Origin of the sequence: Desulfosporosinus shakirovi (genome assembly GCF_020595055.1) — a bacterium.
GTDB lineage: Bacteria > Bacillota > Desulfitobacteriia > Desulfitobacteriales > Desulfitobacteriaceae > Desulfosporosinus > Desulfosporosinus shakirovi.
On record NZ_JAJDOO010000002.1, the window covers coordinates 61,515 to 76,323 of the forward strand.

16 protein-coding genes are annotated in these 14,809 nt (G+C 38.9%); 15 read left to right on the plus strand and 1 reads right to left on the minus strand.

The window, feature by feature from the left end:
* The first annotated feature begins 155 nt into the window (after positions 1 to 155).
* From LJE72_RS02420 to LJE72_RS02460, 9 genes are all read left to right on the plus strand, one after another.
* Positions 156 to 518, plus strand: coding sequence for a DUF4180 domain-containing protein (locus LJE72_RS02420; protein WP_229246040.1), 363 nt, complete (start codon positions 156 to 158; stop codon positions 516 to 518).
* 157 nt (positions 519 to 675) lie between these two features.
* Entirely contained in the window at positions 676 to 1,161 is a 486-nt protein-coding gene (locus LJE72_RS02425; RefSeq protein WP_229246042.1) for a GNAT family N-acetyltransferase, read from the plus strand.
* A 110-nt stretch (positions 1,162 to 1,271) separates the two neighbouring features.
* Entirely contained in the window at positions 1,272 to 1,883 is a 612-nt protein-coding gene (locus LJE72_RS02430; protein WP_229246043.1) for a lysozyme inhibitor LprI family protein, read from the plus strand.
* Between the two features lie 104 nt (positions 1,884 to 1,987).
* A complete protein-coding gene (locus LJE72_RS02435; RefSeq protein WP_229246044.1) occupies positions 1,988 to 3,055 on the plus strand; it encodes an EFR1 family ferrodoxin in 1,068 nt (355 codons plus the stop codon).
* Positions 3,056 to 3,090: 35 nt separating this feature from the next.
* Entirely contained in the window at positions 3,091 to 3,654 is a 564-nt protein-coding gene (locus tag LJE72_RS02440; protein WP_229246045.1) for a hypothetical protein, read from the plus strand.
* Between the two features lie 167 nt (positions 3,655 to 3,821).
* A complete protein-coding gene (locus LJE72_RS02445) occupies positions 3,822 to 4,433 on the plus strand; it encodes a LysE family translocator (protein WP_229246046.1) in 612 nt (203 codons plus the stop codon).
* 95 nt (positions 4,434 to 4,528) lie between these two features.
* Positions 4,529 to 5,218 carry an aspartate/glutamate racemase family protein gene (locus LJE72_RS02450; protein WP_229246047.1) on the plus strand — a complete coding sequence of 230 codons (690 nt, stop codon included), beginning with the start codon at positions 4,529 to 4,531 and terminating at the stop codon, positions 5,216 to 5,218.
* Between the two features lie 371 nt (positions 5,219 to 5,589).
* On the plus strand, positions 5,590 to 5,904 hold the full coding sequence (locus tag LJE72_RS02455) for a hypothetical protein (RefSeq protein WP_229246048.1): 315 nt from the start codon (positions 5,590 to 5,592) through the stop codon (positions 5,902 to 5,904).
* Positions 5,905 to 6,000: 96 nt separating this feature from the next.
* Positions 6,001 to 6,636, plus strand: a complete 636-nt coding sequence (locus LJE72_RS02460) for a tRNA-uridine aminocarboxypropyltransferase (RefSeq protein WP_229246049.1) — start codon at positions 6,001 to 6,003, stop codon at positions 6,634 to 6,636.
* 87 nt (positions 6,637 to 6,723) lie between these two features.
* Here LJE72_RS02460 and LJE72_RS02465 read toward each other — a convergent pair whose 3' ends face one another.
* Entirely contained in the window at positions 6,724 to 7,404 is a 681-nt protein-coding gene (locus LJE72_RS02465) for an AIM24 family protein (RefSeq protein WP_229246050.1), read from the minus strand.
* A gap of 178 nt (positions 7,405 to 7,582) precedes the next feature.
* On the opposite strand from LJE72_RS02465, the gene LJE72_RS02470 reads away from it, so the two are divergent.
* The 6 genes from LJE72_RS02470 to LJE72_RS02495 all read left to right on the plus strand — a co-directional run bounded on the left by LJE72_RS02470 (position 7,583) and on the right by LJE72_RS02495 (position 14,564).
* Positions 7,583 to 9,856 (plus strand): xanthine dehydrogenase family protein molybdopterin-binding subunit, encoded by a 2,274-nt coding sequence (locus LJE72_RS02470; protein ID WP_229246051.1) that lies wholly within the window; start codon positions 7,583 to 7,585, stop codon positions 9,854 to 9,856.
* Complete coding sequence (locus tag LJE72_RS02475) at positions 9,846 to 10,319, plus strand: (2Fe-2S)-binding protein (protein WP_229246052.1); 474 nt, start codon at positions 9,846 to 9,848, stop codon at positions 10,317 to 10,319. Before LJE72_RS02470 ends, LJE72_RS02475 begins: the two co-directional genes overlap by 11 nt.
* A gap of 25 nt (positions 10,320 to 10,344) precedes the next feature.
* On the plus strand, positions 10,345 to 11,517 hold the full coding sequence (locus LJE72_RS02480; RefSeq protein WP_229246053.1) for a MalY/PatB family protein: 1,173 nt from the start codon (positions 10,345 to 10,347) through the stop codon (positions 11,515 to 11,517).
* A 376-nt stretch (positions 11,518 to 11,893) separates the two neighbouring features.
* Complete coding sequence (locus tag LJE72_RS02485; protein WP_229246054.1) at positions 11,894 to 12,661, plus strand: ABC transporter ATP-binding protein; 768 nt, start codon at positions 11,894 to 11,896, stop codon at positions 12,659 to 12,661.
* On the plus strand, positions 12,654 to 13,496 hold the full coding sequence (locus LJE72_RS02490; RefSeq protein ID WP_229246055.1) for an ABC transporter permease: 843 nt from the start codon (positions 12,654 to 12,656) through the stop codon (positions 13,494 to 13,496). The genes LJE72_RS02485 and LJE72_RS02490 overlap by 8 nt, the downstream gene beginning before the upstream one ends.
* 63 nt (positions 13,497 to 13,559) lie before the next feature.
* Positions 13,560 to 14,564, plus strand: coding sequence for an ABC transporter substrate-binding protein (locus tag LJE72_RS02495; RefSeq protein ID WP_229246056.1), 1,005 nt, complete (start codon positions 13,560 to 13,562; stop codon positions 14,562 to 14,564).
* Positions 14,565 to 14,809 lie beyond the last annotated feature (245 nt).

Consider the following 14,809-nt stretch of genomic DNA (forward strand, 5'->3'; position numbering starts at 1 on the left):
AAAAAGCAATGAATCTTCAGCACTTGAATCGAAATACTATTCACTGGGTTATAGCACATTTAATTCAAATTATTCTATAATTCTATATAGTTTTGGACAAATTGTTAAGGTAGCATCTGAGGCTAAAACGATAATGAAATTATTGGAGGATAATTGTGAGAATTGAAATTTTGAAGGAAAACAAACTAGAAGTTGCTTTGGTAACAAGTGACAAGATCTTGTTAAAAGACGTTCAGTCAGCTCTAGACCTTATAGCAACAGTTGGGTATGAAACAGGGTGTGACTTCATGATTTTGAACAAGGCGGCAATATGTGAAGACTTTTTTGACCTAAGCACTAAGATGGCCGGAGACATTTTACAAAAGTTTGTTAACTACCATATGAAGATTGCAATCTTAGGTGATTTTTCTTCCTACAAAAGCAAGAGTCTAAAAGATTTCATTGATGAATGTAACAAGGGAAAGAATATCTTCTTTTTAAATAATGAAAAGCAAGCAATTGAACGATTTGCCATTTAATGGACCTGAAAATGTCAAATAAAGATGCCTGAAAGCAGGTTTTTTCAGGTTAATTGGTGAAAGTTACAAAGAGGTCAATATAACTGATGAGGAGAAGCCCAGGTTAATCTAATCATAGTTTGTGTAGTTATTCACAGAAAGGAGTGGAAGGCTTGCAATGAATATTATGATTAGGCGTGCAGAGGATAAAGAAAATGAGATTCTAACATTAATTGCATTCGAGGCAAAACGATATTGGAAATACCCCGAAGAGTATTTCGATGTGTGGAAGGACGAGTTGACAATTACTCCTGATTACATAAATAAGAATGAGGTTCATGTCGCAAAGGTCGATGGGAAGGCAGTTGGATTTATTTCAATAGTCGAAGTAAAAAATGATTTCCAGGTGGGAGATTTATTGATTGGAAAGGGTTTTTGGTTGGATCATAGTTTTGTCCAGCCATCTTTTATTCGAAATAGAGTTGGTTCGGAACTAATATTTTTTGCTAAGAAATTGTGTAAAGAAAATAATATTAGTTGTTTACATATTCTTTCAGACCCTAACGCAAAAGGCTTCTATGACAGCATAGGTGCCCAATTTATTGAGGAAGTTCCGTCAAATATCAAAGGGAGAACGGTTTCATTATATAAGCTTCCAATTTGAAAGTTACTTAAAAGGGTTTACGACAGTTTGCCTAGATGAATGCGGTTAGACGGGGTTATTACGGCCTTTTAGGGGCACTTGAAAAATATTTTTATTGGAGAGTTTTATTTATGAAGATAATTATTAGATTTTGCATTCTGATTGCAGTTAGTTTTTTACTCGCATCATGCGGAAAAGTAGCAGTTAGTACTGAGCAATCCCAAAACGGTAGTCCCTTGCTGGAGGTAGAACAACAAGTAGCCGCTGATGAGCGAGATCAAGTAAGTGGTAATTACGGAGTTTATGACATGAAGGGTGAGCTTGTAGATAAACTAAATAAGAATCCGATTGATGTCAATTATGAAGTTGAGCTCAAGGAGTTGAATCAATCCGAAATTTTTTCAACATTAGCACAGGTTGAACTTGAGTCAAAGTATACTAAATTGTGGGATACAGAGTTGAATGCTATATATAATAAACTACTCTCGAAGTTGAATTCAATAGAGAAAGAACTATTAATTCAGTCACAAAAGGGTTGGCTACAGCATCATATGAAAGAATCGGAATTCGTTAACCAAGTGTTTAATTTGCGAGAATCAGGCCCAGTCTTTGGTAGCCAGGGGAGAGTTCAGATGCAACAAGCAATCAATGGAAGAATCCGCGAGAGAACACTGGAGTTGATGGAGTATTATTCACTCCTTGGAAATGATGTGCAATTTGTATTTATAGGCACAAAAAAATAACTTCCCCAATGTCTAGATAAGACCAACTGCGTATAATGGCGTATTCTCAGCAGCCAACGGCCAGTATTGCGAATCATTACCCGATTGGGAGAGGGGGTTAGAGTATGCAGTATAGTTCAATGGTAATATATTTCATGAGCGGAACAGGAAACTCTTATCGAGCGTCTACGTGGATGGAAGATGCAGCTAACAAAAAAGGCGTGAACTCAAAACTAGATCAGATCTCAAAATCCTGTGAAGAATTAGATTTGAAAGAAGTAGACTTGTTAGGAGTAGTTTTTCCAACGCATGGGTTTACAGCACCTTGGCAAGTGATTAGACATGCTTTGCGCTTGCCACATGGAAATAGAAAACATGCTTATGTCCTAGCAACTAGAGCTGGTACTAGAATTGCGTCAATTCCGTTCCCAGGATTAGAAGGTACAGCAGGTTATCTTATTGCACTCATACTATTTTTAAAGGGTTACATTGTTCGTGGTGTCATGGGGCTCGATATGCCATCTAACTGGATGTCTCTGCATTGGGGTTTAAATCTCGAAAACTCCAGATTTATCATTCGTAAAGCAAGGGTAAAAACCAATCTTTTTATAAAAAGTATTTTAGACGGAAAAAGAGTGTACAGGGGATTTATATCTTTATTTTTAGGATTGATTCTGAGTTCTATTTCGCTAGGTTATTTAGTCATAGGACGATTTTTTCTATCAAAATTGTTTTTTGCTTCGGGAAATTGTACAGGTTGCGGTTTATGTGCTAATAGTTGCCCAGTTCAGGCAATAAGGATGGTAGGAAGTAACGAGCCGCGTCCTTATTGGACATTTGCTTGTGAAAGTTGTATGAGATGTATGGGTTATTGCCCTAATAAAGCGGTTGAAGTAAGCCATTCATTTGCAATCATTTTATATTTCATTGCCACATTACCAGTATCTTTTTATGTATTAAACCAATTAGGCAAAATTATACGGATAGAACATTATCTTTTCTTATATAACGTTGTGCTTAATTATATTTACATATTGATTTCATTTTTTGTAGCGTATCTTATTCTTTCAGTACTTATTAAAAATCCCTTCCTTAATAAGCTGTGTACCTACACAACCTTTACCCACTTATATCGTAGGTATCACGAGCCTGACACTTCGCTAATAGATATTGCAGAAAGAAAAAAAGATTGACCAAGAGTGGTTGTAATGCAAAGAGGAGTGGGAATTTGAAAAAGATAGTACTAATCTTTTCGATCATAATAACCATGTCGATTTGTAGTGGTTGTGGGCTACTTACTCAAAAGGATAAAACTACGGATATTTCGGATTACAGTGAATATCTTGGAGCTGAAGGAAAGCATCCCAATGATATATTCCCCCAGAGCATCCCAATCACGGCAGAAATTGAAGATTTTTGTTATTATTACTATAATTCATGGGACCCAAATCATGTAGTCTATCTTGTATATTCCTGCAATGAGGAAGACTATGCTAAAGAAACAGAGAGACTGTCAAAATTAAATTCCTCCAGTGATTATCTTATATATGGGGGAACAGGATTTAATTATCCAATTTGCGCAATTTATGCTGACAGTTATAATGGTTATATTTATGCTTTGGCTGACAAAGACAATAATAGATTGATTTATGTAGAAATTACTTTTTGTGATTATTTCAGCGACATAAACTATGAAGAAATAATTGATAAAGAATATCTTCCTAAAGGTTTCGATGCAAAGCTAGGAAATTCTACCCGACGAGCTTTCGACAAGGGTGAGTTAAACAAATAAGTATTGGGGGGAATCACACAGCTAGTCTAGCGCAAAGGCCGCGCTATCTTGGTACGGATGAGAAAAAATTGGGTATTACATCGCATTTGTAAGAAAGTGCGAATGAGGTAATTTGTATTTTATGAGGTGTACTGTTAGATTGCGAATGAAAGAATGGATTTGAGGATGTGGATTTTGATTTTTTAATTAAGGGTATAATTATTGGGTTCTCAATTGCTGCACCGGTCGGACCGATTGGAGTTCTTTGTATAAGGCGGACATTGACAGAGGGGAGATTATCTGGCTTTTTATCAGGATTAGGTGCTGCCACGGCTGATGCAACCTATGGAATGATCGCTGGTTTTGGCCTAGCAAGCATATCAAACTTTTTGATTGGGCAACAAATTTGGCTGAGGATTATTGGAGGACTTTTTCTTTTTTATTTAGGAATTAAGATATTTATAACAAAACCTTCAGATGAGGCGGAATCGTCGAAACAACACGGACTAATAGGAAGTTATATTTCTTCATTTTTCCTTACGATTGTAAACCCAATGACGATCATTTCCTTTGCGGCTGTCTTTGCTGGATTGGGGATAGGGACAATTCAAACTGATTATTTTTCGTCGATGATATTAGTGATGGGAGTATTTGTTGGATCAGGTTTATGGTGGTTGACTTTAAGTTCAACCGTTCATGTACTCGGAAAGAGATTTGACACTAAGAGGTTGGGGTGGGCAAATAAGGTCTCAGGAATAATAATATTGATATTTGGTTTTATTGCCCTGGCGAGCATCTGAGGGCCAAACCCTATATATCAACGGGGTTGTGAAACTTTGGCAAGAAAAATTCAGGTTCTATTAAAGTCAAAATAAATAAACCGGAGGGGAAATCGATGAAGACAATTGGATTAATCGGAGGGATGAGTTGGGAATCGTCATCCGAATATTATCGAATTATTAATGAAGAAGTTAAGAACCGCCTTGGAGGTTTGCATTCGGCAAAATGCGTTCTATACAGTGTGGACTTCGAGGAAATAGAAATCTGTCAAAGGAATGGTGAATGGGGAAAAGCTGCCCAGATTCTAGCAAATGCTGCACGCAGTCTTGAGAAAGCAGGGGGGGACTTTATTATCATTTGCACAAATACTATGCACAAAGTTGCTGATGAGATTCAGGCAGGTATTCGTATTCCATTACTTCACATTGCGGATATCACTGCAGAACAAGTTCTATTGAATGGTATAAAAACAGTCGGACTGCTTGGAACCAGATACACAATGGAACAGGATTTTTACAAATCACGCCTAGAGAATCAAAGTATAAAGGTTTTGATTCCTAAGGAAACAGATAGAGAGATAGTCAATACTGTAATTTATAAAGAACTATGCCTGGGACAAATCATTGACTCATCAAGGGTGAGTTATAAAAGAATTATTGAAGATTTAATAAAGCAAGGTGCAGAGGGAATCATCCTTGGATGTACGGAAATCGGCTTATTAGTTAAATCAGAAGATTCGATTGTGCCGTTATATGATACGACTTTGATTCATGCAATAGGTGCTGTAAACTTTTCACTTAATTAATCTGGGTATTCTTTCAGGCGCTGAGTAAATAGATTTCTATTTGGAGTTCGAGATACTAAAGGGTAAGTATGGATCCGGACTGTTTTGATGGGAGGCGAGGAAATGTCTGACTTCCTAGAGTTTAAAGAGAGGCGCAAAAGCTTTTAAAAGTGCTTTAGGTCCCAGTCGATATGAAGCTGGGAAGATCAAGGTCATCTGTCCCCATTGTCAGAATGATATTTTTGACGAGGGATCTGCTCAATTGAATACAGCAGGTGCTAGTTTATTGAACCTAGATTGGCTGAATAAATCGGCAAAGATTCTACTGCCTGATTACTCTAATTACGCTTGTCTGTTGGTATGAGTACTGTCCAAAAGGAGTGGGATAAATAATGAAAATTAGAAATAAAGAGTTAGGAATTGGAACTATATCATTAGTATTATTCATCGTTGGTGTCTTGTTTGGGATTTCGTTTAGAAATATTTGTATCGGTGATTATCTATTAAATGGAATTGGGCTGAAGTCATGGTCTAATGTTGACTCGGGGATTCATTATACGGTTTTTTACTCGTTAGCATTTTTTATTCCATCCTTTTTTATCGGACTAAATTATAAAGATAACTTCGGTTCAAAAGCAAGATATATGTCTGCTATAATTTCAGGCACTATTATATTTTGCTATTCGGGGCAGTTATTAAATTGGTAATATGAAATTGATCCGGGACAAAACTGAAAAAGAATATGGATGAAATCTGACAGTAATAATAGGTTATACTAAAGCACTTTAAGGAGTATGCAAGAAATGGATAATAATAATTTTAAGGTTAAGCAGATTACACGGTTGTATGAAAGTTGTAATCAATGTGGTTTGCCAACTTTGACTTGCATATGTGATCTTATTACTCCGATAAATACAAAAGCAAAGTTTTGGGTTTTAGTGAGTAAAAGTGAATTTTATAGACCGTCCAATACGGGAAGATTGCTTAAGTTAATAAACCCTAACTCTACCGAAGTATTTCTATGGGAACGTACTGCACCTTCTTTAAAACTGTTAGAGAATATAACTGCTTATAATGGTAGAACGTTTTTACTATTTCCATCTGAAGGGGAGGATTTGGTTAATAAAACTGCAGATCACCTTCAAGATGGAGAGAAGGCATTTATTTTAATTGATGGAACATGGAAGGAAGCCAGAAAGATAATTAGGAAGAGTTCTTATTTGCAGAATCTCCCGCTGGTCTCAATAAAGCCAGAATATGAATCTAACTTTATTTTGCGAAAAGGTAGAGTTGAAGGGACTCTTTGTACTATTGAAGCTGCAATGGAAATTTTAAGCATTACCGGTGAGACAGGGCAACAGGAAATTATCGACAAATACTTCAATCTATTTCTTAAACATTATAAAGCAGGGGCTAGCTCACATCTGCCTAAAGAATAGCGATTCAATGTGTTCGTACTTACGGTGGTATTGCCTACCCTTAAGAAAAATATATCCAAAGCCACAATATCGACCTGCACTTTTAAACTAATCTACACTAATCTTTAATCCGGATAATCGCTCAGAAGGTTGAACGAGAACCATTTGGTTAGGTTGATTAAACTGAAACTGATAGGATTCTCCGGAGGTTTGTCCAATCGCTGTTTTCCAGCTAAAGTTGTTCATGGACACACTTGGATCTCCGCCCCCGTTTGGTCCGCTTGTCCATGCTACCACAGCATCAGGATCAACAACACAGGGTGCTTCAAGCATGAGCGGATTACCATCGGTTATTACGGCAACTTGTTGGGGCAGGTTTGAGAAGTTGCTAAGGACAGTTGTTGCTAATCCTTTTTGAGATAATACTCCACTTCCGATAAAACGTATATCGTATTTGAGGTCTGTGGGAAAAGCCAGCAGATTTTCACTCTCAACGGATAAACAATCCCCGGGCTCCAGTTCAAAAACTGAAACGTGATAAGCGTTTTTAGCTAAATAAATGACGCCTGATCCTTCGACAGTCATTAGCTCAATATTTTCCCCGGTTAGTTTTCTTTTTGCCATACCTAAGAGAGAGCCCATCACTCCTCCACCATTGTCTGGACCTAGCAACATCTTGTCAAACTTGAAGTTCCCTTTAAAGGCAATCATTGCTCCCTTTTTCGCAATAAACTTACCAGTACCTTCTATTTTACAGCTTAGTTCTTCCTCTACATAAAATTTAAACATGGTTATAAACCTCCTTGAATTGTTACTGCTTTTGTCTATTCATATAGATAGGTTAAATATATAACAAAAGGACTGGCAGCACAACGAAACAGAACACATTGCTTATATATTGAAGCGATGTTTAATATGCAAATTAGAGGTAGTAAATGGGTATTCAGAAGTATCAATAATCTGAGGAGTGAGAGTATTGGACAAGGATTTTAAATACGTTGGACACACTTTTCCAATTCATGATGCATCGCAAAAAGTGAGAGGAAGTTTAGAATATCTAAGTGATATGAAACTGCCTGATATGTTATACGCGAAACTGCTTTTAAGTCCAATTGCCCATGCACTCATTACCAGAATTGATACAAGCAAAGCGGAGGCTTTGCCAGGGGTTATGGGAGTTTTCACGCATTTGAATACTCCAAGCAAAACATACAGTCGCTATCGAATTATACCCAACCAAGAATTTTGCCTAGAGGATGAGCGTTTATTAACAGACAAGGTGCGGTTCGCAGGAGATCGGGTTGCAGTAGTGGTGGCGGTCAGCAAAGAAATTGCCAAGCAGGCCATTGAACTTATTCAAGTGGAATATAAGGCTTTGCCTGTACTAAGCACTCCTGAGAAAGCCTTGCAAGATCAGGGGACTCGAATTCATCCTGAGGGGAATTTGCTTCACGAATATGAATACAAGCTAGGGGAACAGCTTCCACTTACTGAGGACTGTGTCGTTGTTGAAACTGTAACTAATACTCAGAAAGTCCATCATGCAGCAATGGAAACTCATGTTTGTCTTGCGGATTTTGATAGTTCGGAAAAGTTGACTCTATGGGCGGCTTGTCAAGGAGTTTTTGGCGTTAGAACCATTGTCGCTGATTTTCTGGAATTGAGTTATAACAAAGTCAGAGTCATTAAAGTACCCATGGGAGGGTCATTCGGGGGAAGACAAGAAACCATCTTAGAGCCGCTGACGGCTTTTTTGGCTAAGGAACTTAGGCGTCCTGTCAAATTAAGCTTGACGAGGGAAGAAACGATTATCTCTACGATGACCAGACCGGCGACAACTTCCAGGATACGAACTAAAGTTACAAAGGAAGGCTTTCTCGCGGAATGCTGTGTGGATACAGTTTTGGATGCCGGAGCGTATGCCACCAGCTCAATTGACAATACTTATGTAATGTCTAAAAAGATTTGCAAATTGTATCGAATACCTTACTATGAACATTGGGGCAAAACTGTCTATACGAATACGCCTGTTGCTGGTGGAGCGCGAGGGTGGGGAGCGCCGGAAATAATGACTGCCCTTGAAATTCATATGGATGAGGTGGCAAAAAGGTTAGGCATGGATTTTATAGAATTTAGGCTCAAGAATCTTGTCCATCCGTATGACCTAGATAAAAGATCTCAAATATCCTTGGGCAATGCTCGTGTGATAGAATGTCTGGAGAAAGGTGCCGAAGCCTTTGGTTGGAGTAAACGATTCAAGAGGGAGACGGGCCAAGGCAGATTTCGCAGAGGGGCAGGATTGGCCTGCGCTGCTCATAAAAACGGAATGTATGGTGGATTTCCTGAACACAGTACAATGACCCTTAAAATGAACGAGGACGGCTCTTTCATTCTTAATACCGGTCTTCATGAACTAGGGTGTGGAACCATTACCTCCATTACACAAATTACGGCAGAGGTTTTAGATATTGATCCCAAATACATTAGTACATTAGAGGCGGATACAGAACACGGTCCTTATGATTTTGGCTCTTATGGAAGCAGAGTGACCTATATATGTGGTGCTTGTGCCTACGAGGTTGCACAGCTTATAAAAAAGAGAATATTGGAATGTGCTTCGCAGATTTTACAAAAGTCTATCCGGTATTTGGAAAATAAAGATGGAAGAGTCTGGGTAAGCGGGGATGAACAACACTCAATAAGTTATGGTGATATCGCAACAACAGCAAAAATAAAGCATAATACCGACACTGTTATTACCCATACCTATCATGGGACGTCTAATCCAGGGGCTTATGCTGTTCATTTTGCCGAAGTCGAGGTTGACACAGCGACAGGCAGGGTTTGGGTTACTGATTATTTAGCTGCACATGATATTGGGAAAGCCATTAATCCTGGGATGGTCGAAGGGCAGATTCAAGGTGGCGTTCAAATGGGGATAGGCTATGCTTTATATGAAGAAATTAGGGTAGGTAAGGATGGAAGTATTCTGAACAGCAGTCTGAAAAATTATCATGTTCTTAATGCGCCGGACATGCCTGAGGTGCGCATTCTACTGATAGAACAAGGTGGAGATGAAGGTCCTTATGGTGCAAAGAGTATCGGGGAAATTGCCATTGTTCCTGTTGCAGCAGCGGTAGTTAATGCCGTTAATAATGCACTTGGAACCTCTATCTCCAATATGCCTCTTACACCAGAAAAGATTTTGAATGCCTTGGGGGGAAAAAAACATGCAAATTGAGTTTAAGGTCAACGGAAAAGAACATAATATGAAGGTTCAGCCAACCATAAGGTTGGTAGATTTATTGAGAGAAGAACTGGGTTTAACAGGGACTAAGGAGGGATGTGGTGAAGGAGAGTGTGGATCCTGCACTGTAATCATGAACGGCAAGGCTGTAAATTCCTGCTTAGTTCTTGCACCTCAAATTCGAGGTCAGGAGATTTTCACCATAGAAGCGCTTGAAGAGGATGGACAATTAAGTAAATTACAAGAATCCTTTATTAATAATAGTGCAGTTCAGTGTGGCTACTGTACACCAGGAATGCTGATGTCGGCCAAGGCACTCTTAATGGTAAATTCTCACCCTTCAGCAGAAGAGATTAAAACTGCAATTGCCGGCAATTTATGCCGATGTACCGGATACAACAAAATAGTACAGGCGATTCAAGAGGTCGCTGTTGGGAATCAAAAGTTGGGGACTTAAAATTGGATAAAGGAGAATTTTTATTATGAACTGCGATTTTGACCGAATAATTGATCGTCGCCACACATGCTCAGTAAAATGGGATTTCAATCAGAAAATTTTCGGGTGTGAGGATATTCTGCCGTTGTGGGTAGCAGACATGGACTTTCAAGCTCCTGAAGCTGTTATTGATGCGTTGGTTAATCGTGCGAAGCATGGGATATTTGGTTATTCTGATGGAATGGATCGTTATTATGAATCCCTGAGTACATGGATGCATGAGCACCATGGTTGGGAAATCCAAAGAGACTGGGTCTCCTTTAGCCCGGGAATAGTTTTTGCTTTATATCAATTGGTACGAAGTCTAACCAAGCCAGGGGATAAAATTCTCCTTCAATCCCCGGTATATCCGCCCTTCTTTATGGCAATAAAAAATAATGACCGTGAGCTTGTAAACAGCCAATTAAGATTTATACAAGGTCGTTATACCATGGATTTTGAGGATTTAGAGAGGAAGTTTTCCAACGGAGTTAAGATGATGATTTTATGCAACCCGCATAATCCAGTGGGGCGCGTTTGGGAGCGAGAGGAACTAGATCGCTTAGGTCAGCTTTGCCTTGCGCATGATGTCATTGTTATCGCCGATGAAATACATGGGGATCTTATCTACCAGGGACATCGCCATATTCCCTTTGCTGCTCTCTCACCGGAATTGGCTCTTAAATCGATTGTTTGTACGGCACCTAGCAAGACATTTAACCTGGCAGGTTTACAAACTTCAAATTTAATTATTCCAAATCCCGAATATAGACAAGCATTTCAAGAGACACGAGACTTGACAGGGATCCATAATCCCAATGTTTTTGGGATAACAGCTTTGGAAGCGGCTTACAGGTATGGTGGGGATTGGTTGAATCAGCTAATGGTTTATTTGCAAGGAAATGTAGAATTTATTATGTCATCCCTTGACACTGTTCCACAGCTTCAGGCAGTTAGACCTGAGGGGACCTACCTGATGTGGTTAGATTTTAGGGAATTAGGAATGGAACCTAAAGAATTACAAAAGTTTTTGGTGCACAAGGCTAGGGTGGGGCTAAATCCTGGCTTTCAGTTTGGTCCTGGTGGAGACGGCTTTGCACGTCTTAATATCGGTTGCTCCCGTTCCATACTTGAAGAAGGTTTTGAACGTATCAGAGTCGCAATTGATGGATTGGGCTAAAGAGATGCTGAACTAATGCATCGGCGAATTTAATAGTACCCCAAAAGAGCTTTAGAGAACTTGTTGTAGGAGTTTTCTAAAGCTTTTTTGAAATTTAATTAGAGTCTTGCTAATTTGTCGAAAAATCAAGACTTTGCAAGGGTTTACGGGTAGTTTCTTAATAAATATGTGCATGAAAAAACTGCCTTTGGCGTCAAAAACCGTGTACATGGAGTTAAAATCAAATGTTGCACCGGTGCACCATTTGGCCTCTCTTCCCCGACGGGGGGAGTAACTCACTCATTAATGTTATTTGGTAAATTTACGAATTGTTCACCGATGAATATACTTCCCAATAAACTAATAAAAACAGAGATGTGTTAAGGGGGGAATGCCGTTGAAACCAGTCGTCGAAGTTCATAACGTAGGAATGAAATATCAATCCCTCAATGGAGAAATAACAGCCTTGGAGAATATTAATTTTTCAGTGAGGGATGGAGAGTTCGTTAGTATTGTCGGGCCAAGCGGTTGTGGTAAATCCACCTTATTATCGATTATATCGGGACTGATTTTTTCAACCTCTGGTACGGTTTTTCTTTCTGGGGAAAAGGTCATGGGGACGTCTCCGAAAATAGGGTATATGTTACAAAAGGATCATCTTTTTAATTGGAGAACCATTTACCAAAATGTCATGCTCGGACTTGAAATAAGAAAAAATGTTACACCTTCAACGAAGGAGTATGCCATAAAACTCCTAAAAACATATGGTCTTTACGAATTTAAGGATAAATATCCTAACCAGCTTTCGGGAGGAATGAGACAAAGAGTTGCTCTTATAAGAACACTTGTGACTGATCCTCAAATCTTGTTACTAGATGAAGCTTTCTCTGCATTGGACTATCAAACCCGACTGGTGGTGAATGATGATATCTATGACATTATAAAAAAGGAGAATAAAACTGCACTGCTGGTCACCCATGACATTTCCGAGAGTATCAGTATGGCGGACCGAGTGGTCCTATTATCGAAGAGACCTGGAACAGTGAAAAATATCTATGAAGTTAATCTGAACTGTGCTAACAGGACCCCCTTATCTTCTCGAGAAACACAAGAGTTTAGGCATTATTTTCAAGAGATATGGAAGGGGCTTGATGTCCATGTTTAATTTGAAGAAAGACAGTATTTCCTATAGGGCTCAGGTCTCTGGCATTTCTCCAGAACATAAAGACTATCTCCATCGAGTTAGGATGGGAAAAATATTTGTTCGCGTTATACAGTTATTGATTTTTTGTACTGCCTTGTTGCTTTGGGAAATATGTGCAAATGCCAAAATTGTAGATCCGTTTATTACAAGTCAGCCATCAAGGGTTTTAAAAACAATGGCTAGGTTGTATGTAGATGGTGTGCTTTTTCAGCACATTGGAATAACCTGTCTGGAAGCTATTGTTGGTTTTGTCTTAGGGACAGTGTTAGGTACCTTAATAGCCATTATGTTATGGTGGTCTGAATTTTTGTGTAAAGTCTTAGAACCTTATTTAGTAGTTCTGAACAGTTTGCCTAAAATCGCACTTGGCCCTGTCTTCATTGTTTGGATTGGTGCAGGCCCTGCGGCGATTATTGTTATGACCTTGGCAATTTCTCTTATTGTCACAGTTTTAGAAGTATTGAATGGATTCTTAACCATTGATCAAGAAAAGATTAAGCTTGTTCAGACCTTCGGCGGCACAAAATTCCAAGTTCTTACAAAGGTTCTGCTTCCCGCCTCATACCCAACCTTTATAAATGCTCTAAAGATTAATGTTGGATTATCCTGGGTGGGAGTTATTGTTGGAGAGTTCTTAGTATCTAAAGCCGGATTAGGATATCTCATTGTTTATGGTGGGCAAGTTTTCAAATTAGATCTAGTGATGACTAGTGTCATCATCTTAGGTGTGGCAGCTACAGTAATGTATCAGGGGGTGGTATACCTTGAAAAAATGCTTGTAAAAAATAAGACTTGAGCAAGTGGTTTCTCTATATTTAAGCAAGTAGAAATTCTAATCAAATAAAGGAGGATCCTAGCGATGAAAAAAAGGTTTATGCTCGTACTTATTGCAGTAATTCTGGGCGTATCACTAGTGCTGTCAGGCTGCAACAATCAAACTGCGCTAACTAAGGTTAAGCTCTCAGAGGTCACCCATTCTGTTTTCTATGCTCCTCAGTACGTAGCCATGAGTAAAGGGTTCTTTTTAGAAGAAGGACTTGAAGTCGAGCTTACAAATGGTCAAGGGGCAGATAAGGTTATGACTGCTGTGTTGTCTGGCCAAGCTGATATTGGTTTTGCGGGCCCTGAGGCAAGTGTCTATGTATATAACGAAGGCAAAGAGGATAATAGTGTTGTATTTGCCCAACTTACTAACGGAGACGGTACCTTCCTCATGGGCAGAACGCCCGATCCAGACTTTAAATGGAGTGACCTCAAAGGAAAGAATGTAATAGGCGGACGTAAGGGCGGAATGCCCGCTATTGTCCTCCAATATGTTTTAAGCAAAAATGGTTTGACTGTAGGAAAAGACGTCTCTATTGATACCACAATGCAATTTGCAGCAATGCCGGGTGCCTTTATAGGAGGTCAAGGGGATTATGTCATTATCTTTGAGCCTACTGCATCAAGCATGGAGAAAGAAGGTAAAGCATATATCGTAGCTTCTTTAGGAAAGGAGAGCGGTGAGGTTCCCTATACAGCATATTTTACTAAAAAAAGTACAATTGAGAAAAATCCAGAGCTTATTCAAAAGTTCACTAACGCAATCTATAAAGGCCAGCTTTGGGTAGCAAGTCATACTCCCGAGGAAATCGCTATAGCTATAAAACTCCAATTCCCCGATGAAAATGATCAAATACTCGTGAGCGCGGTTAAAAATTATAAGGAGCAAAATTCTTGGAAGTTGGATCCTGTCCTCTTAGAAAATGACTTTTATCTTTTGCAACAAATTATTAAGGATGCTGGAGAGCTAAACAAAATTGCACCTTATGAAACAGTAGTAACAAAACAATTTGGAGAAAACGCGGTAAGGAATATCAAATAATGATAAAACAAGTACATTGAGGATTTTGAATTAGGGATTGAGCATTAAGCTTGGTCCCTTTTCAATGGCTGGTTAGACTCCTGACACTTCGCATCATCAGGTGAATTAGAAAGGCCAGCTATCCTTTGGAAATGGACAAGAATCAATTGACAGAATTTAATGTATCCTGGATAATAGAGGAATCATCTCTAAAGGAGTTAATCAAAATGCTTAATCGTTTAACAGTCATTGAACTATTGTCAAAA

Excerpts from the sequence above, each read along its gene's own strand:
- LJE72_RS02425 (WP_229246042.1), top strand. The coding sequence starts at position 676 with ATGAATATTATGATTAGGCGTGCAGAGGATAAAGAAAATGAGATTCTA.
- LJE72_RS02430 (WP_229246043.1), top strand. The coding sequence starts at position 1,272 with ATGAAGATAATTATTAGATTTTGCATTCTGATTGCAGTTAGTTTTTTA.
- LJE72_RS02435 (WP_229246044.1), top strand. The coding sequence starts at position 1,988 with ATGCAGTATAGTTCAATGGTAATATATTTCATGAGCGGAACAGGAAAC.
- LJE72_RS02450 (WP_229246047.1), top strand. The coding sequence starts at position 4,529 with ATGAAGACAATTGGATTAATCGGAGGGATGAGTTGGGAATCGTCATCC.
- LJE72_RS02455 (WP_229246048.1), top strand. The coding sequence starts at position 5,590 with ATGAAAATTAGAAATAAAGAGTTAGGAATTGGAACTATATCATTAGTA.
- LJE72_RS02460 (WP_229246049.1), top strand. The coding sequence starts at position 6,001 with ATGGATAATAATAATTTTAAGGTTAAGCAGATTACACGGTTGTATGAA.
- LJE72_RS02465 (WP_229246050.1), bottom strand. The coding sequence starts at position 7,404 with ATGTTTAAATTTTATGTAGAGGAAGAACTAAGCTGTAAAATAGAAGGT.
- LJE72_RS02475 (WP_229246052.1), top strand. The coding sequence starts at position 9,846 with ATGCAAATTGAGTTTAAGGTCAACGGAAAAGAACATAATATGAAGGTT.
- LJE72_RS02480 (WP_229246053.1), top strand. The coding sequence starts at position 10,345 with ATGAACTGCGATTTTGACCGAATAATTGATCGTCGCCACACATGCTCA.
- LJE72_RS02490 (WP_229246055.1), top strand. The coding sequence starts at position 12,654 with ATGTTTAATTTGAAGAAAGACAGTATTTCCTATAGGGCTCAGGTCTCT.
- LJE72_RS02495 (WP_229246056.1), top strand. The coding sequence starts at position 13,560 with ATGAAAAAAAGGTTTATGCTCGTACTTATTGCAGTAATTCTGGGCGTA.